The following is a 24,491-nucleotide window of genomic DNA, read 5'->3' on the forward strand; positions in this document are numbered from 1 at the left end:
CGTGCCGCGCGCCAGTCTAGGCACCCCCGATGACGGCGGCGTGACAGCCTGATCACCTGGCGAGACAGCCGGGACCGGAAACCGGGCGCGTTTTGGCCTAGAGTGACTGGGTCGGAACAACGCGGAGGCAACCATGAGTCATCCCGAGATTTCTGCGCGCGTGTCACGGCGCACCGTGCTGCTGGCCGGCGTCGCGCTGGCCGTGACAGGCGGCCTTGTCCGCGCGCAGGCCCCGGCGGCGAAGGCAGCCACTACGACGAACGTGGCGAACGCGTCCAACGCGGCGAAAGCGCGTATCGGCGTGATCGGGTCCGGCCGCATCGGCGGCACGATTGGCGGACTGTGGGTCAAGGCCGGCCATTCCGTGATGTTCTCCTCGCGGCATCCCGAGGAATTGAAGTCGATGGCCGACAAGCTCGGCCCGCTCGCGCAGACGGGCACCGTGGCACAGGCCATCGCCTTTGCCGACGTGCTGCTGCTGGCCGTGCCCTACGGCGCGGTGCCGGCGATCGGCGAGCAGAATGCATCGGCGTGGCGCGGCAAGACCGTGCTCGACGCGACCAACGCCATTGCGGCGCGCGACGGCGCGGTGGTGGAAGAGGTGCAGCGAAACGGCATCGGCGCCACGACGTCGAAATACCTGCGTGGCGCGAAGATCGTCCGCGCGTTCAACTTCACCGGCGCGACCGAATTCGCGCGCGAGAGCCATCGCAGCGGGGCGCCGCTGGCCGTACCGATCGCGGGCGACGATGCGCAGGCGCTCGAGGTCGCCTCGCAACTGGTGCGCGACGCGGGATTCGAACCGGTGGTGGTGGGCGGTCTATCGACGGCGGATCGCTTCGCGCCGGGCGGGAAACTGTTCCGTCAGATGGGGACCGCCGAGGAATTCCGGCGCGCGATGGCGCAGCAGTGAGGTGAGGTCGTTGCGAGGTATAGCGGGGAGGGGAGCGCGGGGGGCGCGCCTACAGCGGCCGCCGCTCCATCGCGACCATCGACGGGGAAAAGCCGAGCTGGCCGAAGAAGGCCGCCTCGGAAGAGCGCGCGGCGCGCAGGACCCACGTGATATCGGGATCGTTACCCATGATATGGCGCATTAGCGCGCGGCCGATGCCGCGGCGGCGGTATTGCGGCGCGACGGCGATCATCGAGATATAGCCGTTCGCGATATCGTCGCACAGGGCGCGCACGAAGCCCACGACTTCGCCGTCTTCCACGGCCACCGCCACCCGTTGCGAATTGGCGATCAGCTGCGCGAAGCGTTCCGCGTTGCCAACCCGGTGGTCCCACCCGTTCGCCGCCAGCAGACGTCTGGCAGCCTCGACTTCCACGGGTAACGGATTCCGGATTTCCATCGGCACTCCTTCTGAATGGCGACAGAGTGTAACGAGCGCTAGCCATCGCGTCAAACTGGCACGGTGGCATGGGTGCGCGGTATGATGACCAGCATGAACGCCGCCATCTACTCCTCCGCCCATCCGGCCGATCAGCTGGCCGAGTTCTCCGACGCCGACAGCGCGCTGGCGCGCATCCGCGAAATCTACGACAGTTCCGTCGCCGCGGTACGCGCACGGTTCGAGGCGTTCGCGCGCGGCGAGTCCCTGCCGTCCGCCGCGCACGCGTGCTACCCGTACCTGGGCGTCTCGGTCAATCTCGAGACCATGGTCACGGACAGCCGCCCGGCCTGGGGTACCGTCGCGTATCCCGGCGTGTATGGCACCACCGTGACGCGGCCCGACCTGCTGGCCGATTACTATCGCGACCAGATCGAGCGTTTGATCCGCTATCACCGCGTGCCGGTCGTGGTGGGCCTGTCGCGGCGGCCGATTCCGCTGCCGTTCGTCATCGAGGCATCGACCACCGATATCAGCTACACGCAGGCCCGCGAGCTCGAGGCGTCGTTCGTCCTGCCCGAGCTGTCACGCATCGACGATTCGATCGCGAATGGCACGTACGAGCCGGTACCGGGCGAGGCATGGCCGCTCTCGCTGTTTCCGGGCGAGCGCGTCGATCTTGCCCTGCAGCGGCTGTATCACTACACGGGGACCGCCCCTCACCATTTCCAGCGCTTCGTGCTGTTCACGAACTACCAGCGCTACGTCGATGAATTCGTGGCGCTCGGCCGCTCGCTGATGGCCAGCGATGGCGGCGACGGCTACGTGCGATTTGTCGAACCCGGCGACGTGACGCAGGAACTCGGCGCGAGCGATCCCGACGAGGCCGCACGGCCGCGGGCGCTGCCGCAGATGCCGGCCTATCACCTCGTCCGCGAGGACAAGCTCGGCGTGACGCTCGTGAACATCGGCGTGGGGCCGTCGAACGCCAAGACCATGACCGATCATCTTGCCGTGCTGCGTCCGCACTGCTGGCTGATGATCGGCCACTGCGGCGGCCTGCGCCGCTCGCAGCAGCTGGGCGACTACGTGCTGGCGCACGCGTACGTGCGCGACGACCATGTGCTCGACCACGACCTGCCGCCGTGGGTCCCCGTGCCGCCGATCGCGGAGATCCAGGTGGCGCTCCAGGAAGCCGTGGCGCGCGTGACGGGTCTGTCGGGCAACGAGATGAAGACGCGCATGCGCACGGGCACCGTGGTATCGACCGATGACCGCAACTGGGAGCTCAAGTCGAAGGCGCTCTACGCGCGGTTCAACCAGTCGCGCGCGATCGCCATCGACATGGAAAGCGCGACCGTGGCGGCCAACGGCTTTCGCCTGCGCGTGCCGTACGGCACGCTGCTGTGCGTCTCCGACAAGCCGCTTCATGGCGAGCTGAAACTGCGCGGCATGGCCAATGCGTTCTATCGCCAGCGCGTCAGCCAGCATATGACGATCGGTCTCGAGGCCGTGCGCATCCTGCGCGAGAGCGGCGTGGAAGCGCTGCACTCGCGCAAGCTGCGCAGCTTCGACGAGCCCGCGTTCCGCTAGGCCCGCGGGCGCCGCGCGTCAGAACCGGTAGCCGACGCCGGCGCTGAACAGCCAGGGGTCGAGGTTGACGGTCGACACCTTGGTGCCGCCCGCATAGACGTTGCTCGAGATCCACGACTTCTTGGCGTCCACGTTCAGGAACCAGTGCTTCGTGAGCTTGTAGTCCATGCCGATCTGCAGCACGGGCCCCACGCTCCACCGGTCGAGCTGCAGCGAGTTGCCCGCGAGATTCGCACCGTAGATGCGCGTCACGTTCACGCCGGCGCCCACGTAGGGCCGGAACGTGCCTTCGGGCAGGAAGTGGTACTGGAGCACCAGCGCCGGCGGCAGATGGCGGAAGGTCCCGATCTTGTTTCCGTCCAGGCTCACATCCTGGCTCTGCGGCACCGTGGCCATCAGTTCCAGCGCCACATGCGGGACGACGAAGTAGGTCACGTCGATCTCGGGAATCCACTTGTTGTTGACCCCGATACGGTCCGAGGCGCCCACGCCGCCGATCGGGTCCGACTTGTCGTCCATCTTCAGATACGTGGAGCGCAGGCGAATCATCCAGTTGCCCTGCGTGGCGTCGTCGGCCGCGGCGGCGCCGAGCGGCATGGTGCCGATCAGGGCGGCGACCAGTGACAGGGCAAAGCGGGACGGGATGCGAGAGGTAATGCGCGGCGTAATGCGCGGGGTAATACGAGAGAAATATCCGGAGAGAGTGGCGGTCATTTTGGTCTTCGCTTTTTTCGTCAAACTGCGAGACCAGTGTGGCGCCATCGGCATTCGCCGGCATTGACCCAACGCAAGGTATTGCGATGTCGCGAAAATCCCTCGCGACATGCGGCTTCTATTTACATGCGGATTTATTCGTGGCGCGGCCACGTGGCGCCCGTTACGCTGTGGGCACGTGGTCTTGTACCGCGCATGTCGTGGGCGTCCAACAGGACGTCTTTCGTGGTGTGCCCCATGGGGGTGGGGCACACCCGTTTTTAGGCGGCCTTGGCCTCGACAGGCGCCACGATCTGGCCCGCCTCGCTCGCCAGATGGCGATTGACGCCCGACACGACCGCCCGCAGCGATGCGGTGACGATGCTCGCATCGACGCCCGCGCCGAATCCGGTGCCCGAATTGCCCACCCGTACTTCCACATAGCAGGCGGCCTTCGCATCGGCGCCAGCCGACAGCGCGTGCTCGTGATAGTCCATCACGCGCACGGGTACGCCAAGTTCGCGCACGAAGGCATCGACCACCGCATCGATCGGACCGTTACCGGCACCGCGCACGCGGGTCGGCTGTCCGTCGCGCATCAGTTCGATATCGATCTCCACATTGCCGTTGGCGGCTGACGTCATTCGATGGGCCACGTACTGGAGCGGGGACTCGCGATCGAGGTATTCGCGGCGGAACAGCGCGTAGAGATCTTCGGCGCTGGCTTCGAGGCCCGTCTCGTCCGTCATCGCCTGCACCGCGCGGCTGAACTCGATCTGCAGACGGCGCGGCATGTAGATGCCGTGCACCTGCTCGAGCAGGTAGGCCATGCCGCCCTTGCCGGACTGGCTGTTGACGCGGATCACGGCGTCGTAGCTGCGGCCGAGGTCCGCGGGGTCGATCGGCAGGTAGGGGACTTCCCAGATGGCGTCGGCCTGCTGCTGCGCGAAGCCCTTGCGGATCGCGTCCTGATGCGAGCCCGAGAACGCGGTAAACACGAGGTCGCCGACATACGGGTGGCGCGGATGCACGGGCAATTGGTTGCAGTGCTCGACGCACTGGCGCACTTCGTCGATATCGGAGAAATCGAGGCCCGGCGACACGCCCTGCGTGTAGAGATTCAGCGCGAGCGTGACGAGGTCCACGTTGCCGGTCCGCTCGCCGTTGCCGAACAGGCAGCCTTCGACGCGATCGGCACCGGCCATTACGGCCAGCTCGGCGGCGGCCACGGCTGTGCCACGGTCGTTGTGGGGGTGTACCGACAGCACGATGTGTTCGCGCCGCGCGAGATGGCGATGCATCCATTCGATCTGGTCCGCGAACACGTTCGGGGTGCTGCATTCCACCGTGGTCGGCAGGTTGAGGATCATCTTGCGCCCCGGCGCCGCGCCCCACGCTTCGGCCACGGCATTCGACACCTCGAGCGCGAAATCGAGTTCGGCCTGGCTGAACGTCTCGGGCGAGTACTCGTAGCCCCAGTGCGTGCCCGGCTGCGCGTCGGTCAGCTCGCGGATGAGCCGCGTGCCTGTCACCGCCACCTCGCGGATCTCTTCACGCGAGGCATTGAACACGATGCGGCGCCATGCGGGCGCGATCGGGTTGTACAGGTGCACGGTGGCCCGGTGCGCGTCGCGCACGGACTCGACGGTACGGCGAATCAGATCCTCGCGCGACTGCGTCAGCACGATGATCGTCACGTCGTCGGGAATGCGCTTCTGCTCGATCAGCATGCGCACGAAGTCGAAGTCGGTCTGCGAGGCCGACGGGAAGCCCACCTCGATTTCCTTCAGGCCGATCTTCACGAGCTGCTCGAAGAATCGCAGCTTGCGCTCGACGCTCATGGGTTCGATCAGCGCCTGATTGCCATCGCGCAGGTCGGTGCTCATCCAGAGGGGCGCGCGCGTGATCTGGCGCGAGGGCCAGGTGCGGTCGGGCAAGTCTACGGCGGTGGCGGGACGGTATTTGGCGGCGGGATTGGACAGCATGGGTTCTCCTTCCTCGCGGAAGCTCCAGTACGGAAACGGGAAATCTTAAAAACGGGAAACGCGGAAAACAGATAACGCGAACGCGTGGCGACAGGCTGCCGAACTGCCACAGGCACTAGGCCCGGCAACCGATCACTAGGGTTAGCGATAGCGCGAGAAGGAGGGGAGAAGCAGATGCCGCACCGCCGCAAACCGGCACACGCGGCGCGCGCGAGTTCGCCGCGATGCGCGGGGCATCGGCGAAATCGACAGGGGCGGCAGCGGTGGCGTGCATGCGTTGAAGCGAAGGGCATGTATCGGACGAATGAGGGAGCGTAGTCGAAAACCGCGCCTTGCGTCAACCGCGTCGGTGCGGCGCGCCACGTGGCGGGATCGGGCAAACGGATGATCCCGCGTATCGCGCGCGCGAAAAATGGCTGACCTACGCCCGTTGTGTGGGCCGCCGCTCAGTCCTCTGACCGGTATTGCCACGGTCCTATCGCGCATAGGCTGATAGCACGAAGAAGGCCCATGCGCGGGCACGAAGACATTGCAGGCGAACGTGGTACGCAAACAGAGAACGGAGCAGGTGCTGCGGCGCCGCAACCGGGACCGAGGGGACAGATCATGAGAACGAATACGTGGACAACGTGGCTGCTGGCCATCTTTACCGCATTGACGCTCGCGGCGTGCGGCGGTGGCGGCGGCGGCTCCGGGTCGGGCACCCCGACGACGGCCGGTGCGGGCGGCAGCGGCGGATCGAACGGCGGGTCGGGTGGTGGGTCGGGTGGTGGCTCGGGCTCCAACAATTCCGCCTCCAAGACCTACGTGATGCAGCTCGGGCTGACGTCGGGACAGGTCGCCGTCGGCGGTACGCTGCCGATGACCGCGACCGTCGTCGACGGCAACGGCAACGACGTCACCGTCTCTACGCAGTTCACGTGGTCGACGTCCAACAGCGCCATCGCCACGGTGACGCCAGCGAGCGCGCCGGGCACCGCCAACGTGCGCGGCACGGGCGTGGGCGTGGCCACCATCAGCGTGGTCGGCACGGTCACGGCCGCCGATGGCGCGGTCACGCAGCTGCCGATGCAGTCGGCAAGCGTGACGGTGCTGGCCGCGGGCGCCACGACCTACGCGCTCGCGCTGCCGTATCCGGCGCTGTCGATGACGCATGGCCAGGTACTGCCCGTTACGGCGTCGCTGATCGATAGCCATGGCGCGGACCGTTCCTCCGCGGGCACGGCATGGACGTGGAACAGCAGCGGTGCCGCGGTGCAGGTCACGGGCGCGGCCAATGTGGGCACGCTGCGCGCGTTCAACACGGCCGCGGCGGTGGCGCAGGCGCTCGTCAGCGTGTCCGTTACGGCGCCGAATGGCGGCACGTTGTCGGGCCTGTTCCCGGTCTCCGTGGTGGGTGCCGGCGTGGCCAGCTACCGCCTCGTGCTGTCGCAGGGCGGCGCGCAGATCAATGCGCTCTCCGTGCTCAACGGGCGTCCGCAGTCGTTCGCCTCGCGCGTGGTCCGTAACGACGAGGTCGATACCACGAGCGCATTCGACGGGCTCTGGACGTTCACCACGACGTCCCCGACGCTTGCCGTGCAGCCCGATGCCAGCACACGCACGACGACGATTGGCACGAGCCTGGCGAATGGCGCCGATGCGTATCAGAGCGTGCTGTCCGTCACCGCGGGGAGCCTCACGCTGACGCCACGCCCGCGCGCGAGCCTGTTCGTGACCGAGCAGCCGACCTGGGCGCTGATCTACAACGGTCCGCAGCCGCTGAAGCTGGTCAACCCGATTCCGGCCACGGTGGCCGTGCAGGTGGTCCATCGCGGTATCGACGAAGGCATCATGCAATGCGCGGGATGGAACTGGACCACGGGCTCGAGCAACGTCTCGCTGGTCCCGGTCGTGTTCGCGCCCAACGCCATCCAGATCCAGCCGAGCGCACCGGGACCGTTCGCGGTCACCGTGACCTGCACGGCGGGCGCCGAGCAGATGCCGCTGACCATGACGATCGCGGGTACCGTCATGTAGCCGGCGCGCCGATCCGCTCGGACATTTCGCGGATCGGCTACAGCCTGCAGGATGCATCCGTGAGACCGTAGGCGCTCCCTCTTCACCGGAGCTCCGACATGCCACACATTGCTCACGCCCGCTTTGTCGTCCGTGTTTTCGCCTGTCTGGTGGCGGGCGGCGCCGTCCCGGTCGGGGCGGCGTCCGCCCAATCCGTTACCGTTGCGGGCAGCAATGCCACCGTGCGTCTCGCGGACAACGGCGCCACCATCGTCGATATCGCCGTGCCCAATGCCGCGGGAATTTCGCACAACCGCTATGACGCCTACAACGTGGACGCTGCCGGGCTCGTGCTCAACAATGCGTTGCCAGGGCAGGCGCCAAGGCCGTCCGAGATTGCCGGCGCCATCGCCGGCAATCCGCATCTCTACCGTACCGCGAATCTCGTTCTCAACGAGGTGGTGTCCGCCAATCGAAGCGTGCTGGCCGGCATGACGGAAGTGCATGGCGATCGCGCCGATGTCGTGGTCGCCAATCCGCACGGCATGACCTGCAGGGGCTGCGGGTTTATCAATACCGATCGCGTCACGCTGACGACAGGCACGCCGCACCTCGACGCCGAGGGCGCGCTGGCGGGCTTCGACGTGATGGGCGGCGACGTCGCGTTCGAGGCAGGCAAGGCCGGACACGGACTGCGCACGCTCGACGTCGTGGCGCGCAACGTGAAGGTGGAAAGTCGTGTCCAGGTGCGGGACCTGACTGTGATCGCGGGGCCGAACCGCTTCGACTATCGCACGCGTCAGGTGGTGGGCCAGACCAGCCCGGGCGATGCACCTTCGCAGCGCTTCGCGATCGACGGCACCGAGTTCGGCGCGATGCACGGCGAGCGCATCCGGCTGATCGCCACGGAGCAGGGGACGGGCGTGCGGACGCCCGGTTTCGTGGGCCAGTGGGATGCCGATGTGACGATCCAGTCGAAAGGCGACTACGTGCATCCGGGCGTCGTGATGGGCAAACGCGTCGATGTCTTCAGCGATGCGATGGTGCAGCTGCAGGGGACCGTGGCCGCGAACGACGCCGTGCGCGTGCAGGCGAAGGGTGTGTTCATCGACAGGAATGCGTCGCTTCGCGGCGGCAGCATGGACATCCGCGCGAGCCGCGACCGTCAGTCAGGCTGGCCGCTATTCGGCGATGGCATGCTTCTGAATCTGGGCAACGTCGAGGCGAACGGCCGCATCGACATCGCGGCGGACATGGGCGTCTACAGTCCTGGCAGGATCCAGGCGCACGAGCACACGGTCGTACGCGCGCCCTGGATACTGGGCGACGGCCCCAGGATGGGGGTGCTGTACTTCAACGGTGTCCGGGTACCGCGCGCCACCAATGTGCTGCGCACCGCCAGCCGTTGACCGGAGCGAGCGTCGCTGCTGCTGACGTGCCTGCTGACGTGCCTGCTGCCGTACCTGCTGCGGTAACCGCGGCCGGTCAATCCAGCGCGAACGTGACGGACGGCCCGGCCTCGCTCGCGGTCACCTCGGCGCGCAATCCGTAGACGCGGGCCAGCGCGGCGGGCACCAATACCTCGGCGGGTCTGCCCAGCGCGATCGCGTGCCCGTCCGCCAGCAGCAGCAGCCTGTCGCACCAGCGCGCGGCGAGATTGACGTCGTGCAGCACCACGAGCACGGCGAGCCCTTCGTCGCGCGCCAGGGTGCGCACCGCACGCAGCAGCAGCAACTGGTGCCGCGGGTCGAGGCTCGAGGTCGGTTCGTCGAGAAACAGCGCGCGGTATTCGCGTGGGGCCCGGCCGGTCAGCGCCTGCAGCAGCGCGCGGGCGAACTGCGTCCGTTGCTGCTCGCCGCCCGAAATGCCGAGATAGCGCCGGTCGCGCAGCGACGTCACGTCGGCCAGCTGAAGCACCTCATCGACGCGGGCGGCTACCGTATCCGCATCGATCTCGGGAAACGGGTAGGCGCCCATCTCCACGACCTCGCGCACGGAAAGGTCGAAGGCGAGGCTCGGCGATTGCGGCAGCACCGCGCGCCGCCGCGCCAGCGCCCGCGCGGACCAGCGCGCCAGCGGCGCCGCATCGAGCGTGAGTGTGCCGCCGGTCGGCGCCAGTTCGCCCGCGAGCGTGCCGAGCAGGGTCGATTTGCCCGCGCCGTTGGCGCCGAGCACGCCCAGCACCTCGCCGGCGTGCAGGTCGAGGTCGATCGCATGCAGCACCGTGCGATCGCCGCGCGCGCAGGTCAGTTGTCGGGTGGAAAGCATCGGCGTCTCAGGATTTTCGCGTGAGCATCCACAGCAGGAAGGGGCCGCCGACGAGGCTGGTCACGATGCCGATCGGCAATTCCGCGGGAATCACGGCGATGCGGGCGAGCCAGTCCGCGAGCGTCAGCGCCATCGCGCCGCCCGCGATCGTGTTGGGCAAGAGCCAGCGGTGGTCGGCCCCGAGCGGCAGCCGCACCAGATGCGGCACGACAAGCCCGACGAAGCCGATGGTGCCCGTGACCGCGACGAGCGGGCCCACGAGCAGGGCCGTGAGCACGATCAGCCGGCGACGCACGCGGCGGATATCGAATCCCAGATGATGGGCTTCGCGCTCGCCGAGCAGCAGTGCGTTCATTACCCGCCAGTCACGGAGCAGCAGCGCGCACAGCACGGCGACCAGCGGCACAATCCACGCGAGCATGCTCCACGTGGCGCCCGCCAGGCTGCCCATGTTCCAGAACGTCAGGTTGCGCAGCTGGACGTCGCTGGCCTGATAGGTGAAGAAGCCGACGACGCTCGCGCAGATCGCATTGATGGCCACACCCGCGAGCAGCAGATTGGCCACGCCGGGGCGCCGCGTGCCCAGCTTGTAGGCCAGTGCGGTGGCGATCAGGCTGCCGACGAATGCGAGCGGCGCGATGCCCCAGAGGCCGTTGGCGCCGAGCACGATCGCAATGACCGCGCCGGCCGCGCCGCCCAGCGAAATGCCCACGAGGCCGGGTTCCGCGAGCGGATTGCGAAACAGGGCCTGCATGACGGCGCCGGACAGGGCCAGCGCGGCGCCGACCACGACGGCCAGCACGATGCGCGGCAGCCGCACCTCGATCAGCACGTTGCGCCAGATCGTGGCTTCGGCGTCGAGATCGGTCGTCCACAGCAGCGAGAGCAGCCGGCTCCGTGGAATCGCCAGCGCGCCGCTGGCCGATGCCATCAGCGCGACCAGCACCACGAGCACGCACAGGACGACAAGCACCTGCGGCGGCGACAGATATCGCAACGCGCGCAGCTTCGCCACGGCCGGAGTCGTTGATTCCGCCATCGATGCCGCTATCGATACCGCTATCGCGCCGCAGGCGGCACGAACCCCGCCTGCAACTGCCGTAGCGCTTCGGGCAGGCGCGGACCGAAGCCGAGCAGCAGCAGGTCGTCCATCACCACGATGCGCTTGTTGCGGGCGGCCGGCGTCGCATTGAGCCCGGGCTGCGCAAGAAACGCTTCGACGCTGCCGCTTGCCTGAATCGACATGGTCGTCGTGACGATGACATCGGGACGCAGCGCCGCCGCGGCTTCCGCCGAGAATGGCTTGTACCCGGTCTGGTCGCCAAGGACGTTGGTGGCACCGACGAGCTTGAGCATCGCGGCGCCCGCGGTGTCTTCCCCGGCGGCCTGCATCTTGCCCGTGTGGGCACTGACCAGCAGCACGCGCGGCGACTGCGCGGCAGGCTTGATCGCATCGAGCTCCGCATGAATGCGGTCCACGAGCGCCTTGCCCTGCGCGCCGCGTTCGAGCGCGGTGGCCGCGCCCAGAATGCGCTGGTCGAGCGCCGCCACGGTCGGCGCCGACGGCAGTACCACCACCTTGCTGCCGAGCCGCTTCAATTGTTCGAGGGACTGCGGCGGACCGCTCTGATCGGAAGCCAGCACGAGGTCCGGCTTGAGGCTCGCCACGCCCTCCACCGAGAACGTACGGTAGTAGCCGACCTTCGGCAGCCTGAGCGCGGCGGGCGGGTAGATGCTCGAGGCGTCGGCGCCAACGAGGCTGTTGCCCGCGTCGAGCGCATAGACGATCTCGGTCACCGCGCCGCCCAGGCCCACCACGCGCGCCGGGGGCGCGGCGTGCGCCAGACCCGCGATGCACAGCATCGAGAGCAACGCGCCGCGCACGGTCTTCATGGAGACAGCGCGCATCATGTCAGGCCGCCAGCGCATGCGTGCACAGCGACTGCAGCAGCGCGCGCCATGCTGGCAGTTCGGGCTTGCCGGGCTTGCGCTCGCCGAAGAACTGCACGATCAGTTCGCCGTTGGCACCATACAGCTCGAGCGACGTGACCCAGCCATCGACGGTGGGCTTGTTGACGACCCAGCTCGTCGTCACGGCCTGCGTGTTGAGGTGCAGGTTGAACGTCGGGTCCAGCACGTTGAACCACGGACCGGTTCGCACGAGGCGCTGCACCGGTCCCGTGTGGATCTGCACGATGCCGCGATTGGCGACGAAGCACATGATCGGCAGACGGGTCTCGGCCGCGCGCTGAAGCATGGTTTCCACGGCCGCGTTATCGACGGCCTGCGCAAGGTCGTCGCCCGCGGCGCGCAGTGCGCCGAGCCGCGACACCTTGAACTGCCGCAGCATGCCGAAGAAGTCGTGCGTATCGGTCAGGCCCCGCCAGTGTGCGCGGAATGCCGCGATATCCGCCGGGGCCTCGGCCTCGCTGGTGGCCTGCACGGCTTCGGCGACGACCGGCGTGCGAGCGTCGCTGGCATGGCGCGCGACATAGGCTTCCCACGCCGCCGCGTCGGTCGCATCGGTGCGGTAGACCTTGTGCACGGCCTCGCCGCTCTTGTCGAAGAACTGGATGCTGTCGCGGCCATTCTCGCTGACGGCATAGAAATACTTCCAGCTGCCGAAGAACATGCGGAGGTCGATATCGGGACCCAGCACGATACCGACCGGCCCTTCGGCCTGGATATCCGTGTAGGTACCGTGACGCTCGTGCACGGCCGAGTCGTTGCGCGACAGCGCCATGACGGGGCCGAGCGAGCCCAGGTCGCGAAACAGCGCCTGCGCGGGACCGTTGAGCTCGCGCGAGGTCACGCCGCATTCGGCGGCGACCAGCGCGGCTTCGGTCGCGCCGAGCTTGCGCGCGCGGTCGCGGATGCGCAGGCCGGGCTCCTGGTCGGTGAGCTGCCGATGGCGCGCGCGCAGGGTGTCGAAACTGTCTTGTTGCATAGTGTCTTGCATGGAAGCCAGGGAACTTGCCAATCAGGGCTGCACGTCGTACTGGATGGTCCAGGTCTGCGCGCTACTCGAATTGCTGGGGTCTGCATACTGGATCTGCGTCAGGTGGAAGCGTGCATACGTCGTGCCCTCGCCACCGCGGATCAGCGACGCGTTCGCCGGGTTTGCCGCGATCACGTGCGCCACGGCCGGCAGGCCCGCCGCAGTCGCCGCGGCTGCTGTCGGGAAGTACGAGAACCAGCCATAGTTTAGGGCGTTCGGGTAGGTTCCGGTGTACTTCGGATTGAGTGACGATGCCGTCGCATCCTTGACCCACGCAGCGGCGCTCGCGGGCACCGACAGCGTGGTGTCGCTCAGGTCGGCAAGCCGGGTGGCGGCATTGGTCGCATCGGTGAACTTCGCCGCGACGGGCTTGTTGCTCGCGTCATAGAAGCCCGCCGGCGTGCGGCCCACGAAACCGGCAACGGTACCCGAGCCCGATTCGCCGCCGTTCAGCTTGAAGTTGTAGCGATTGAACGCGATATGCCACGTGCCGGTGGCCGTAGACACGGCGCCCGCATTGAGGTCGTAGTAGACCCAGTCCGTGGCGGCATTGACGGTCGCCGTGCGTACCGCGGCCGGGTTGGCGCGATCGACCCAGCGGAACGAAGGGTTGCCGGACGTGGTGCCGCCCGCGCCGCCGTAGTAGCCCGTCACCTGCAGGGCGAACACCTGTGCGCCGGCGCCCGTCGCATCGGCAACGGCGCTGTTCGTGGTGATCAGGAACGTGCGCCACGTCGGATACAGCAGGTGGTCGGTGGACCCGCCGACGCCATACTCGAACGCGGCCGACTGGATGTCGTTGGCGCTGGTGAAGACGCCGCTCGCCGCATCCTTGAAGAACAGCGTGGACGGAATGGCGCCGTTCACCGGATCGGTCGTCGCATTCTTCCATGCCTGGAGTTCGGTCCACGTGTGGTCGAACGGTCCGCCGAACGCGCCGCCGCCACCGGTGCCGCTCGTGCCGCTGTTGGTCCACAGCGTGGCGGTCAGGCCGCTGCTCTTGACCTTCAGGTCCCATGCCGTGCCGGTGCAATCCGCGGTCTGCGCCTGCGCGTTGAAGTCGTAGCAGATCGACGTGCCGTTGGCCGGCAGGGTGAACGTCCACGTACCCGACTGCGTGAATGCCGTTGTCGGCGTCACGGGTGTGGCGGGCGTGGTCGGCGTGGTGGAGGCCGGGGCGGCCGGCGCGCTGTCGCCCCCGCCACCGCACGCCGCCAGCGCCGCGGTGACGAGAGCCAGCATCGCGGTGTTGAGCGCCGATGCGTAAATCGTTCGATTGTTTTTCATTTGAGCTTCCTCCCAGTTGAACTAGCGCAGCACGTCGACGTTGACGCGCGCGCCGAGGTACACGAATCGGCCTGCCACCGGCCCGAAGTCATTGGCATTCGAAAAATCGCGCTGACGATCGAACAGGTTGTTCACGCCAACGAAGGCGGTCACGTTGCGGCCGATCTTCTGGTTCAGCACGAGGTCCAGCGTGCCCCAGCCCGCGGAGCGCGCGGTGCTCGCGGAGTCGACCAGCTCGCTGCTCTGGAAGCGCGCGCGCGTGGTCAGTTCGGTACCGGGCAGCAGACGCCAGTCCACGCCGAAGCGGCCCATGTTGCGCGGCCGGCGGGTCAGCTCGGTGCCCGTATTGAGGTCTTCGGTGTCCGTGTACGTGTACGAGAGGTTGAAGCGCAGCGCATCGGTGGCCACCCATCTCAGCGCCGTCTCGACACCTCGCGTGCGCGCACGCGACACGTTGCGGTAGGTGTAGACCGCAATGCCATTCACGACCGTGAAGTTGGCCATGTCGGTCTGGATGAGGTTGCTGACGTGGTTGTAGAACAGGTTCGTGTCGAGCACGAGCCGGTCGCGCCAGTTCAGTGTGCCGCCGAGCTGGAAGCTGTTCGACGACTCGGGCTTCAGGTTCGGATTGCCGAGCACCATGTAGCCGAGCGAGCTGTGGTCGAACAGGTAGTAGCGCTCCTTGAGGTTCGGCACGCGATAGCCCTGGCCGAAGTTGGCGCGTACCACACCCTTCCAGTCATCGCTCTGCAGCAGGTTGCCGCGCAGGCCGACCTTGGGCGCGAAGTGGCTGCCGAAGTCGGAGTCGTGCTGGCCGCGCAGGCCGACGATCATTTCCCAGCGCTCGCTGAACAGGATGTCGTTCTGCAGGTACACCTCGCCGTTGCGGCGTTCGGCATTGCCCGCGAGTTCGGAGACGCTGTTGTTGGTCTGGTTCAGGCGCTCGCGGTGGAGGTCCGCGCCGAACTGCCACAGCTGCGAGCGCCAGGCCGGCATGTCGAATTGCATCGACAGATGGTCGGTCCGCTGCGAAGACATCCGCGTACCCGTCTGCACCGTGTTCGAGTATTCGCGCGTGGTGCTGTCGTAGCCCTCGGTCATGCCCGCGACGCGCGCGCGTACGCCGTTGTCGAACTTCCACTGGCCGCCGCCGGTAAAGCGGTTGCGATCGATGTCCTCCGACTTGCGCTGCGGCACGTAGTTGGGCGGCGCGTAATACTGGTAGCGCTGCTCGTCGGTCTCGCGGTACGCGCTCGCATCGACCCAGAAATTGCCGGCGGTGCTGGGCAGCCATTCGAGGCGTCCCGAATACTGCTGCCGACGCACCTTGTCGCCATGCTGGGTCCAGCCATCGGGATCGACCGCGAAGCCCTTGTTGTCGAGGGCGTCGGCGGCGACGCGCGCGCGCAGCGTCTCGGTACCGCCTTCGACGCGCATGCTGCCGTGGAGCAGGCCCGGCGTACCGTCGGCGTTCTGGCCGCCGTACGTGCCGGCATCGGCCGTGGCCGCGGCGGAAAGACCCTTCGAGATCGGGCGCGTGATCACGTTGATCACGCCGCCCATGGCGGAGCTGCCGTACTGCGCGGAGCTGGCGCCCTTGACCACTTCCACGCGGTCCACTTCTGTCAGCAGGTACTGCGAGACGTCGACGGTCGAGCCCGTGCTGGCGGTAATCGGCAACCCATCGATCAGGATCAGCACCTGGTCGCTGGTCATGCCCTGCAGCGTCACCTCGTAACCGGATTTTCCGTGGATTTCGCGCAATTGCAGGCCGGGCACGTTCTCGAGCGCGTCCTTCAGCGTGCGCGCATGCGTACGATCCATTTCCTGCCGGTCGACCACTTCCGTCTTGACGGGGGTCTCGTCGATCGGCTTCTCGGAGCGCGTGCCCGTCACGACGATGGACGGCAGCAGCGGGGCATCGCCCGTGGCGAATTGCGCCCAGGCCTCGGTCGCAAAGCCGGGGCAAAGTAGCGCGCCGGCGACGGCTGCGATACAGCTTCGGCGCAGTTGGAAGGGCGGTACAGGCACTTTGAAATCGTTCTTTTGCGAATGAAGGTGCAAATGATAATGGTTAACATTCTCATGTACAAGAATTTACAACTCGCGACAATTAGATACGTTGAGATTTACGCGCCACTTTTACCGGTTTCGGAGGAGGTCGCGTCGCGGGAGGGAAAAGGTAAGGCGTACCCGTTTCTGCGTCGCCGACGCACGATGTGGCGCGCCGAAAATCGGAGGCCGTACCCGTTTCTGCGTAGACCGTACCCGTTTCTGCGTGCCCGCTATCGCGCGTCCGCGCCAAGGCGGGCGCAAAAAAAAGCGACCCGGTGGGTCGCTTTTTGGGGGGAAGGTCGAGGCCTCAGGGTCGCCGCATAAACCGGATCACCTGCTCGTCGCTGACGGTGGACGAAGGCGTTGCCGACGCCGAGGTGTTCGATCCACAGGTATTGCAGCCGCCGCCGGTGTCGCAGCCACTCGCGCAGCCTGCCGCCGCAGTGGGGCTCAGGCGTCGGGCGATCCAGCCCCGCCAGCCCGGCGCCATCGCGCCGCCGAGCATGCCGGCCAGACCGGCCTTGACGCGCTCGCGCGTGCGGGGCAGATAACGTGCCGCGACCGAGAGCGCGCACGCGATCACGATCAGCGGGACCAGCAGGGTTTCAAAGGCATGATAGAGCGTCATGGTCGGTTCGACCGGCGAGTCTTTCGCCGGTTCAGCTAAACATCAGGGCCACGCGATAGGTCACGAACGATGCCAGGTAAGCCAGCCCGGTCAGGTAGGCCGCCGACGCCGCCATCACCTTCCACGAGTTGGTCTCCCGGCGGATCACGGCCAGCGTCGAGATGCATTGTGGCGCAAATACGTACCACGCGAGCAGCGACAGCGCGGTGGCCAGCGACCACTGCGCGGCGATCATCGGGGCCAGTTGCGTGGCCACGGTATCGTCGCTGCCGGACAGGGCATAGACGGTCGCCAGCGCGCCGACGGCCACTTCGCGCGCGGCCAGGCCCGGGACCAGCGCGATGCAGATCTGCCAGTTGAAGCCGATGGGCGCGAATATGTGCTCCAGCCCCTTGCCGATCATGCCGGCGAAGCTGTAGTCGATGGCCGGTGCGGTGGCACCATCGGGCGGCGACGGGAAGGTTGCGAGAAACCACAGCAGCACCGTCAACGCGAGAATCACCTTGCCGACGCGCGACAGGAAGATGCGCGCGCGTTCCCACAGGCCGATGGCCACGTCGCGCGGGTTCGGAATGCGATACGACGGCAGTTCCATCAGCAGCGGGTGATCCGTGCGGTCGCGGCGGAAATACTTGAGCACGTAGGCCACGATCAGCGCGCTGAGGATGCCCGCCACATACAGCACGAACAGCACGAGCCCCTGCAGGTTGAAGATGCCACCCACCGTCCGTTCGGGGATGAACGCGCCGATCAGCAGCGCATAGACGGGCAGCCGCGCCGAGCAGGTCATCAGCGGCGCCACGAGGATGGTCGTCAGGCGGTCGCGCGGATCCTGGATCGTGCGCGTGGCCATGATGCCCGGAATCGCGCAGGCGAAGCTCGACAGCAGCGGGATAAACGAACGGCCCGACAGGCCCGCGCCCATCATCAGCCGGTCCAGCAGGAACGCGGCGCGTGGCAGATAGCCCGATTCCTCGAGCGTGAGGATGAACAGGAACAGGATCAGGATCTGCGGCAGGAACACGATGACGCTGCCGAGGCCCGCGATCATGCCATCGACGATCAGGCTCTTGAGCATGCCGTCGGGCATCCAGGTGCCGACGACTTCGCCGAGCATGTGCACGCCCCCCTCGATGCCATCCATGAGCGGCTCCGCCCACGAGAACACCGCCTGGAACATGAAGAACAGCAGCACCGCGAGAATCACGAGCCCGAACACCGGGTGCAGCAGGACGCGATCGAGCGCATCGTCGACGCGCGCCGTGCGCGCCGGCATCGTGACGGCGGCCGCAAGCAGTTTCCTGACTTCGTCGTGGGTGTCGAGGTCCGACAGCCCGTCGAGCGGTTGCGCGGGCAGCGCCTTCGGCAACTGGCCCTCGAGCACTTCGACGAGCGCGGCGGCGCCATCGCGCTTGACGGCCACGGTCTGCACCACCGGGACGCCGAGCGCGGCGGAAAGCTTGTCGCGATCGATCAGGATGCCGCGCTTCGCGGCCGCATCGCTCATATTGAGCACCACGACCATCGGCAGCCCGAGGCGGCGCAGCTCCAGCACGAAGCGCAGGTGCAGCCGCAGGTTGGTGGCGTCGACTACCGACACCAGCAGGTCGGGGCGCGGTTCGTCGGCGCGCTGCCCGAGCACGACCTCGCGCGTGACCGTCTCGTCGAGGCTCGCCGCGCGCAGGCTATACGCGCCGGGCAGATCGAGAATACGCACCGTGCGGCCGCTCGGCGCCACGAACTGGCCTTCCTTGCGCTCGACGGTGACGCCGGCGTAGTTGGCCACCTTCTGGCGGCTGCCGGTCAGGCGGTTGAACAGCGCGGTCTTGCCGCAGTTGGGATTGCCGACGAGCGCGATGCGCAGCGCGGAGGAGTTCGGAGCAACGGACATAGGCAGGATTGAAAGCGCGAGGCCGTCAGGCCAGTCGCTTGGCGGCGGCTTGCTGCGCCGCTTGTTCGGCAGGCTCGGCGGCAGGCTCGGGGGCGATGCTCGACACCGACGCGCTGGCCAGATCGACCGTAATGCGCGCGGCTTCCGCGCGTCGCAGCGCGAAGCGCGTAAAGCCGACCTGCGCGACGATCGGATCCCTGCCAAATGGACCAAACGCGATGATCTGCACCGCTTCGCCCGGCACGAAGCCGAGATCGCGTAACCGGCGCGCGATGGCATCGTCGGGCGAGAGATCCTCCACCGATTGCACAACGGCGGCGGTACGCCGGGGAAGTTCAGACAACCGCATCATGCTTTGGCCCTTGCTGGGTCGTAAATAAAAATCGTTCTCGATTGTATAGCAATTGCCGCGAGATCGGCGCCGGTCGCTCCGCCATGGCCGCGTCGGGCAAGGCGTACAGCACGCCTTGGATATAAAAATTACGTAAAAAATTCACGCCAAACGCCCGATTTTATTGGAATACCACATTTGCGTTATTGGTCCGCCGCCAGCCGGGCGGTAAGCTGCAAGCACGCTGAACACCCCGTTCCACGCGTACTTTCCAAGCCACTGGCCCTCGGGACCGGTGGCTTTTTCTTTTCGTCACGCAGCGTTTGCCGCCCGGCGCACGGTCTCCACGAAATGATCGCGCGCGGGATCGTCAGGGTGCTGCCGCCACACGCAGTACACCTCCGACGGCACGTCGGTATCGGTCAGCGGACGGAACGCCGCGCCCGCCATGCCGGAGCGCGCAAGCGCCGCGGGCACCACCGCCACGCCCATGCCCTGCGAGACCAGCGAGACCACGGATAGCCAATGCCGGACCTCGTGGCGCACCTGCGGGTAAAAGCCTTGTGCCACGCACATCTCGAAGATGCGGCTGTAATAGTCGGGCGACGCCTGCCGCGAGAACAGCACGAACGGCTCGCCGCGCAGGTCGGTCAGCGCGACCTTGCCCCGTTCGGCCAGCGCATGGCCGGCCGGCATGCAGCAGACGAACTGCTCGCGATGGGCGAGCACCGTGGTCAGCTCGTCGGGTACGCGCCGCGTATGGACAAAGCCGGCATCGAGCTCGCCGTGCAGCAGCGCGTCGATCTGCTCCTGCGAGTTCAGTTCGGTCAGCGCCACCTGGATGCCCGGGAAGCGCGCCTCGAAGTCCTGCAACAACTGCGGCATGCCGCGATACAGCATCGATCCGACGAAGCCCACGCGCAGCCGGCCTACGGCGCCGGCCTCGATCTCGCGGGCAAGTTGCCGGGCCGCCTCCGCCTGCGCCAGCAGCGCCGTGGCCGATTCGCGAAATGCGCGACCGGCCGCGGTCAGCCGCACGCCGCGGCTGTCGCGCTCGAACAGGCGGGCGCCCACGGAGGCCTCGAGTTGCTGGATGTTCAGCGACAGCGGCGGCTGTGAAATCGAAAGCCGCCGGGCGGCGCGGCCGAAGTGGAGTTCCTCGGCGAGCACGAGGAAGTAGCGCAGGTGGCGGAATTCCATGGCGATATGAAAATTATATGGATCGAGCCAATTTTAGAATTAGACACGAATCGTTGGCATCCGAATAATGAAGCCCAAACCGATCCGGTCACCGCACGCCACGAGGGCCGGCATAGCTTCAGGAGACGATTCATGCCCACGAGCGCCCTGCGCGCGGCCCCGGCGGCCGCGCATCCGTCAGCCCCGCCGGAAGTCCATCCCGTGCCCGACCGCCATGGCGGCAGCCTGTTCACGGCCGATCCCGACCTGCGTGCGCTGCTGCCGCTGTATCTGCCCGCCGACCTGTATCAGCATCTGCTCCCGCATCTCGAGCGCATGGGTGCCCTCGCGGGCGGCGTGCTCGACGAGCTTGCCAACGTCGCCGACCATGCGCCGCCGACACTGTCGCATCGCACGCGCAGCGGGCTGGACGCGCAGCGCATTCACAAGCATCCCGCGTATGTCGAACTCGAACGCGTGGCGTTCGCGGAGTTCGGGCTCGCGGCGGCCTCGCATCGCGGTGGCGTGCTCGGGTGGGACAAGCCGATGCCGCCCGCGGCCAAATATGCGCTGACCTATCTGTTCGTGCAGGCCGAGTTCGGCCTGTGCTGCCCGCTGTCGATGACGGACTCGCTCACGCGCACGCTGCGCAAGTTCGGCGACCCCGCGCTGGTCGAGCGCTTCCTGCCGAACCTGACCACGCAGGTCTTCGACGACCTGTATCAGGGCGCGATGTTCATGACCGAGCAGGGCGCGGGGTCGGACGTCGCGGCCACGGCCACGCGCGCGGTGCGCGACCCGTCGGCGGAGGGCGGCTGGCGGCTGCTCGGCGACAAGTGGTTCTGCTCGAATCCCGACGCCGCGCTCGCGATGGTGCTCGCGCGCGTCGAGGAAGCCGATGGCAGCGCGGTAGCCGGTATCAAGGGCGTGTCGCTGTTCCTGCTGCCGCGCACGCTCGCCGATGGCAGCGCCAATCACTATCGCATCATTCGCCTCAAGGACAAGCTCGGCACGCGCTCGATGGCGAGCGGGGAGATTCGCCTCGAAGGCGCGCACGCGTGGCTCGTCGGCGAACCGGGCCGGGGCTTCGTGCAGATGGCCGACATGATCAACAACTCGCGCCTCTCCAACGGCGTACGCGCGGCCGGCCTCATGCGGCGCGCGCTGACCGAAGGGTTGTTCATCGCGCGCGAACGCCAGGCATTTGGCAAGCGGCTGATCGACATGCCGCTGATGCGGCGCCAGTTGCTCAAGCTGACGCTGCCGACCGAGCAGGCGCGCACGATGGTGTTCCAGACCGCGGAAGCCCTCCGCCGTGCCGATGCGGGCGAGACCGATGCCTATGCGCTGATGCGCATCCTCACGCCGCTGATCAAGTTCCGCGCCTGCCGCGACGCGCGCAAGGTGACCGGCGACGCGATGGAGATGCGCGGCGGCTGCGGCTATATCGAGGAATGGAGCGACCCACGCCTCGTGCGCGATGCGCACCTCGGATCGATCTGGGAAGGGACGAGCAATATCGTGGCGCTGGACGTGCTGCGCGCAATTCGACGCGAGCAGTCGCTGCCGGTGCTGCAGGCGCATCTGCAATCGCTGCTGGCCGATACGCCGCTGCATGGCGCGGCCCGCGAGCGCTTCGAGCGCGTGCTGGCGGGCGCGGTCGCGCAGGCGCAGCGCGCGGCCGATGCCAACGCCGATGGCGACGTGCTCGCGCGGCAGGCCGCTTCGGCCCTGTATCACGTGACCAGCGCGGTCGCGATGGCGTGGGAAGCCGGGCGCATCGGCTCGGCACGCCGCATGCGGCTGGCGCAGGCCGTGCTGGTCCATCGTGTGTTGCCGCAGGACCCGCTCGCGGGCGACGTCGAACCTTCGTGGCTCGCCGATGCGGTCATGCCGCCGGAAGCCCATGTCCGCGACGCCGGTGCCGTCGCCGACGTCAACGTGTTCTGAACCCGATAACAACCACAATACCGGAGACAACCTCATGCCATTCTGGAAACGCGTGGCGGCCGTAGCCGCCTGCACGCTCTGCTTCGCCGTCGCCCCCGCGCACGCGCAAAAGGACTACCCGACCAAGCCGATCATGCTCGTGGTCACCTACCCGCCGGGTGGGCCCACCGATGCAATGGCCCGCACGCTCGCGGCCGCGCTCAAGAACAGCCTCGGCCAGACCGTGGTGGTCGAGAATCGCGCCGGCGCGGGCGGCAATATCGGCGCCGAGGCCGTGGCGCGCGCGGAGCCCGACGGCTACACGCTGATGTTCGGCACGTCCGCGCCGCTCGCGATCAACGTGAGCCTGTACCGCAAGATCAACTACGACCCGGTCAAGAGCTTCGCCCCCGTGATCCAGATCGGCCTGCTGCCCAACGTGCTCGTGGTCAATCCGAACGTGCCGGCGAAGAATGTGCAGGAGCTCGTCGCCTACGCGAAGGCGCACCCGGGCAAGCTGACCTATGCGTCGTCGGGCAACGGCGCGTCGTCGCATCTGGCCGGCGTGCTGTTCAACAACCTCGCGGGCACGGACTTCCAGCACGTGCCGTACAAGGGCACGGGCCCGGCGCTCAACGACCTGCTGGGCGGCCAGGTCAGCATGACATTCACCGATGTGCTCACCGCGCTGCCGTTCATCAAGAGCGGCAAGCTGCGCGCGCTCGGCGTGACCACGCGCGCCCGGTCGCAGGCACTGCCCGACGTGCCCACCGTGGCCGAACAGGGCGGGGCGCTAGGGCTCGGCGGCTTCGATGTTTCTGTATTCTTCGGAGTGGTCGCGCCGGCCGGCACGCCGCCGGAGGTCGTCCGCAAGCTCAACACGGCTTTTGCCGAGGCACTCCAGCAGCCCGAGGTCCGCAAGACGCTGCAGGGCCAGGGCCTCGAGTTCGCACCGTCGACGACGCCCGAGCAACTGGGCACCTTCGTCAAGGCCGAGGTCGGAAAATGGCGCACTGTGGTGCAGAAGTCCGGCGCGCAGCTGGACTGACAATACAGGAGACAACATGACGACAACCGGGACAACGACGGGCGCACTGGCTGGCATTCGCGTCGTCGACCTCTCGCGCATCCTCGGCGGCCCGTTCTGCGGACAGATCCTCGGCGATCATGGCGCCGACGTGCTCAAGATCGAGCCGCCGCAGGGCGACGACACCCGCACGTGGGGCCCGCCGTTCCGCGATGGCGTGGCGTCCTACTACTTCGGGCTCAATCGCAACAAGCGCGTGATGCGGCTCGATCTGACGACGGAAGCCGATCGGGAAGTCCTGCTCGCACTGCTGGCCGATGCCGACGTGCTGGTGGAGAACTTCAAGACCGGCACGCTCGAGAAGTGGGGCCTCGGTTACGACGCGTTGTCGCAGCGCTTTCCGCGGCTGATCCACTGTCGCGTGTCGGGCTTTGGCGCGGACGGTCCGCTCGGCGGCCTGCCCGGCTACGATGCGGCCATCCAGGCGATGGCCGGCATCATGAGCATCAATGGCGAGGCGGAAGGCGGGCCGTTGCGCGCGGGTTTGCCCGTCGTCGATATGGTCACCGGCCTCAATGCCGCGCTGGGGGTGCTGCTGGCCCTGCAGGAGCGCGCGCGCAGCGGCCGCGGGCAGTTCGTGGAAGCGGCGCTCTACGACTCGGGCATCTCGCTGCTTCATCCGCATGCGGCCAACTGGTTCATGAGCGGCAAGACGCCGCAGCGTACCGGCAACGCGCACCCGAATATCTATCCGTACGACACCGTGGCCACGGCCACAGACCCGATCTTCCTCGCCGTCGGCAACGACCGTCAGTTCCGCATCCTGTGCGAGCGGCTCGGCATGGCGGCACTGGCCGACGACGAGCGCTACGCCACGGCTGGCGCGCGCTCGGTCAATCGCGCGACGCTCAAGGTCGAACTCGAAGCGCGCATGAAGGACGTCGACGGCAAGACCTTCGCCGACGAACTGGCCGCGGCGGGCGTGCCCTGCGCCCCGGTCCTGTCGGTGCCGGACGCCCTCCAGCATCCGCACACGGCGCACCGCGAGATGGTCGTCGAGATGCCCGGCGGCTACAAGGGTCTCGGCGCGCCGGTCAAACTGAGCCGCACGCCGGCCACATACCGGCATGCGCCGCTGACCGAAGGCGACACGTTCCTGCCGCGCGAGTCCTGACGAAACAGGAGAAGGTTGGGACTAAGCGTACCCGTTTCTGCGTGGTCGGAGCACGGGTACCCGCTACCTCTTTTCATTCACTGAGATCGCATTGTCTCTCGGCGATCTCAGTGATCTCGCGGCT

Annotated in this window: 20 protein-coding genes; 7 read left to right on the plus strand and 13 right to left on the minus strand. The window is 67.4% G+C overall.

Annotation, left to right across the window (positions count from 1 at the left end):
• The first annotated feature begins 133 nt into the window (after positions 1-133).
• Positions 134-913, plus strand: coding sequence for an NADPH-dependent F420 reductase (locus FOB72_RS27045; protein WP_150376010.1), 780 nt, complete (start codon positions 134-136; stop codon positions 911-913).
• Between the two features lie 49 nt (positions 914-962).
• Here the strand turns inward: FOB72_RS27045 and FOB72_RS27050 are convergent, their stop codons facing one another.
• Positions 963-1,352, minus strand: coding sequence for a GNAT family N-acetyltransferase (locus FOB72_RS27050; RefSeq protein WP_150376012.1), 390 nt, complete (start codon positions 1,350-1,352; stop codon positions 963-965).
• An 84-nt stretch (positions 1,353-1,436) separates the two neighbouring features.
• On the opposite strand from FOB72_RS27050, the gene FOB72_RS27055 reads away from it, so the two are divergent.
• On the plus strand, positions 1,437-2,924 hold the full coding sequence (locus FOB72_RS27055; protein ID WP_191002435.1) for an AMP nucleosidase: 1,488 nt from the start codon (positions 1,437-1,439) through the stop codon (positions 2,922-2,924).
• Positions 2,925-2,942: 18 nt separating this feature from the next.
• Here the strand turns inward: FOB72_RS27055 and FOB72_RS27060 are convergent, their stop codons facing one another.
• Positions 2,943-3,638 carry an OmpW/AlkL family protein gene (locus FOB72_RS27060; RefSeq protein ID WP_150376016.1) on the minus strand — a complete coding sequence of 232 codons (696 nt, stop codon included), beginning with the start codon at positions 3,636-3,638 and terminating at the stop codon, positions 2,943-2,945.
• Between the two features lie 260 nt (positions 3,639-3,898).
• A complete protein-coding gene (gene leuA / locus FOB72_RS27065; protein ID WP_150376018.1) occupies positions 3,899-5,602 on the minus strand; it encodes a 2-isopropylmalate synthase in 1,704 nt (567 codons plus the stop codon).
• Positions 5,603-6,208: 606 nt separating this feature from the next.
• Between leuA and FOB72_RS27070 the strand changes: the two genes are divergently transcribed.
• Both FOB72_RS27070 and FOB72_RS27075 read left to right on the plus strand, forming a co-directional pair.
• Positions 6,209-7,621 (plus strand): hypothetical protein, encoded by a 1,413-nt coding sequence (locus FOB72_RS27070; protein ID WP_223851590.1) that lies wholly within the window; start codon positions 6,209-6,211, stop codon positions 7,619-7,621.
• Positions 7,622-7,719: 98 nt separating this feature from the next.
• Entirely contained in the window at positions 7,720-9,009 is a 1,290-nt protein-coding gene (locus FOB72_RS27075; RefSeq protein WP_150376020.1) for a filamentous hemagglutinin N-terminal domain-containing protein, read from the plus strand.
• A 76-nt stretch (positions 9,010-9,085) separates the two neighbouring features.
• Here the strand turns inward: FOB72_RS27075 and FOB72_RS27080 are convergent, their stop codons facing one another.
• From FOB72_RS27080 to FOB72_RS27125, 10 genes are all read right to left on the minus strand, one after another.
• The gene (locus FOB72_RS27080) at positions 9,086-9,868 is read right to left on the minus strand and encodes a heme ABC transporter ATP-binding protein (RefSeq protein ID WP_150376022.1); all 783 of its coding nucleotides are present in this window, start codon (positions 9,866-9,868) and stop codon (positions 9,086-9,088) included.
• Between the two features lie 7 nt (positions 9,869-9,875).
• Positions 9,876-10,907 (minus strand): FecCD family ABC transporter permease, encoded by a 1,032-nt coding sequence (locus FOB72_RS27085; RefSeq protein WP_150376024.1) that lies wholly within the window; start codon positions 10,905-10,907, stop codon positions 9,876-9,878.
• 20 nt (positions 10,908-10,927) lie between these two features.
• Entirely contained in the window at positions 10,928-11,779 is an 852-nt protein-coding gene (locus FOB72_RS27090) for a hemin ABC transporter substrate-binding protein (RefSeq protein ID WP_411859850.1), read from the minus strand.
• Position 11,780: 1 nt separating this feature from the next.
• Positions 11,781-12,815, minus strand: a complete 1,035-nt coding sequence (locus FOB72_RS27095; protein ID WP_150376026.1) for a hemin-degrading factor — start codon at positions 12,813-12,815, stop codon at positions 11,781-11,783.
• A gap of 33 nt (positions 12,816-12,848) precedes the next feature.
• Positions 12,849-14,153, minus strand: coding sequence for an HmuY family protein (locus tag FOB72_RS27100; protein WP_150376028.1), 1,305 nt, complete (start codon positions 14,151-14,153; stop codon positions 12,849-12,851).
• Positions 14,154-14,174: 21 nt separating this feature from the next.
• Positions 14,175-16,184: a TonB-dependent receptor plug domain-containing protein gene (locus FOB72_RS27105; RefSeq protein ID WP_223851591.1), complete on the minus strand. Its 2,010-nt coding sequence runs from the start codon at positions 16,182-16,184 to the stop codon at positions 14,175-14,177.
• 331 nt (positions 16,185-16,515) lie between these two features.
• Positions 16,516-16,836: a DUF6587 family protein gene (locus tag FOB72_RS27110; protein WP_150376030.1), complete on the minus strand. Its 321-nt coding sequence runs from the start codon at positions 16,834-16,836 to the stop codon at positions 16,516-16,518.
• Positions 16,837-16,867: 31 nt separating this feature from the next.
• A complete protein-coding gene (gene feoB, locus FOB72_RS27115) occupies positions 16,868-18,727 on the minus strand; it encodes a ferrous iron transport protein B (RefSeq protein ID WP_150376032.1) in 1,860 nt (619 codons plus the stop codon).
• A gap of 25 nt (positions 18,728-18,752) precedes the next feature.
• On the minus strand, positions 18,753-19,076 hold the full coding sequence (locus FOB72_RS27120) for a ferrous iron transport protein A (RefSeq protein ID WP_150377460.1): 324 nt from the start codon (positions 19,074-19,076) through the stop codon (positions 18,753-18,755).
• A 294-nt stretch (positions 19,077-19,370) separates the two neighbouring features.
• Complete coding sequence (locus FOB72_RS27125; protein WP_150376034.1) at positions 19,371-20,258, minus strand: LysR substrate-binding domain-containing protein; 888 nt, start codon at positions 20,256-20,258, stop codon at positions 19,371-19,373.
• A gap of 132 nt (positions 20,259-20,390) precedes the next feature.
• Between FOB72_RS27125 and FOB72_RS27130 the strand changes: the two genes are divergently transcribed.
• From FOB72_RS27130 to FOB72_RS27140, 3 genes are read left to right on the plus strand one after another with little or no spacing between them, the layout of a single operon-like run.
• Complete coding sequence (locus FOB72_RS27130) at positions 20,391-22,187, plus strand: acyl-CoA dehydrogenase family protein (RefSeq protein WP_150376036.1); 1,797 nt, start codon at positions 20,391-20,393, stop codon at positions 22,185-22,187.
• A gap of 34 nt (positions 22,188-22,221) precedes the next feature.
• Positions 22,222-23,214, plus strand: a complete 993-nt coding sequence (locus FOB72_RS27135) for a Bug family tripartite tricarboxylate transporter substrate binding protein (protein WP_150376038.1) — start codon at positions 22,222-22,224, stop codon at positions 23,212-23,214.
• Positions 23,215-23,230: 16 nt separating this feature from the next.
• Positions 23,231-24,367 (plus strand): CaiB/BaiF CoA transferase family protein, encoded by a 1,137-nt coding sequence (locus FOB72_RS27140; RefSeq protein ID WP_150376040.1) that lies wholly within the window; start codon positions 23,231-23,233, stop codon positions 24,365-24,367.
• Positions 24,368-24,491 lie beyond the last annotated feature (124 nt).

The sequence above is a fragment of the Cupriavidus pauculus genome (genome assembly GCF_008693385.1).
Lineage (GTDB): Bacteria > Pseudomonadota > Gammaproteobacteria > Burkholderiales > Burkholderiaceae > Cupriavidus > Cupriavidus pauculus_D.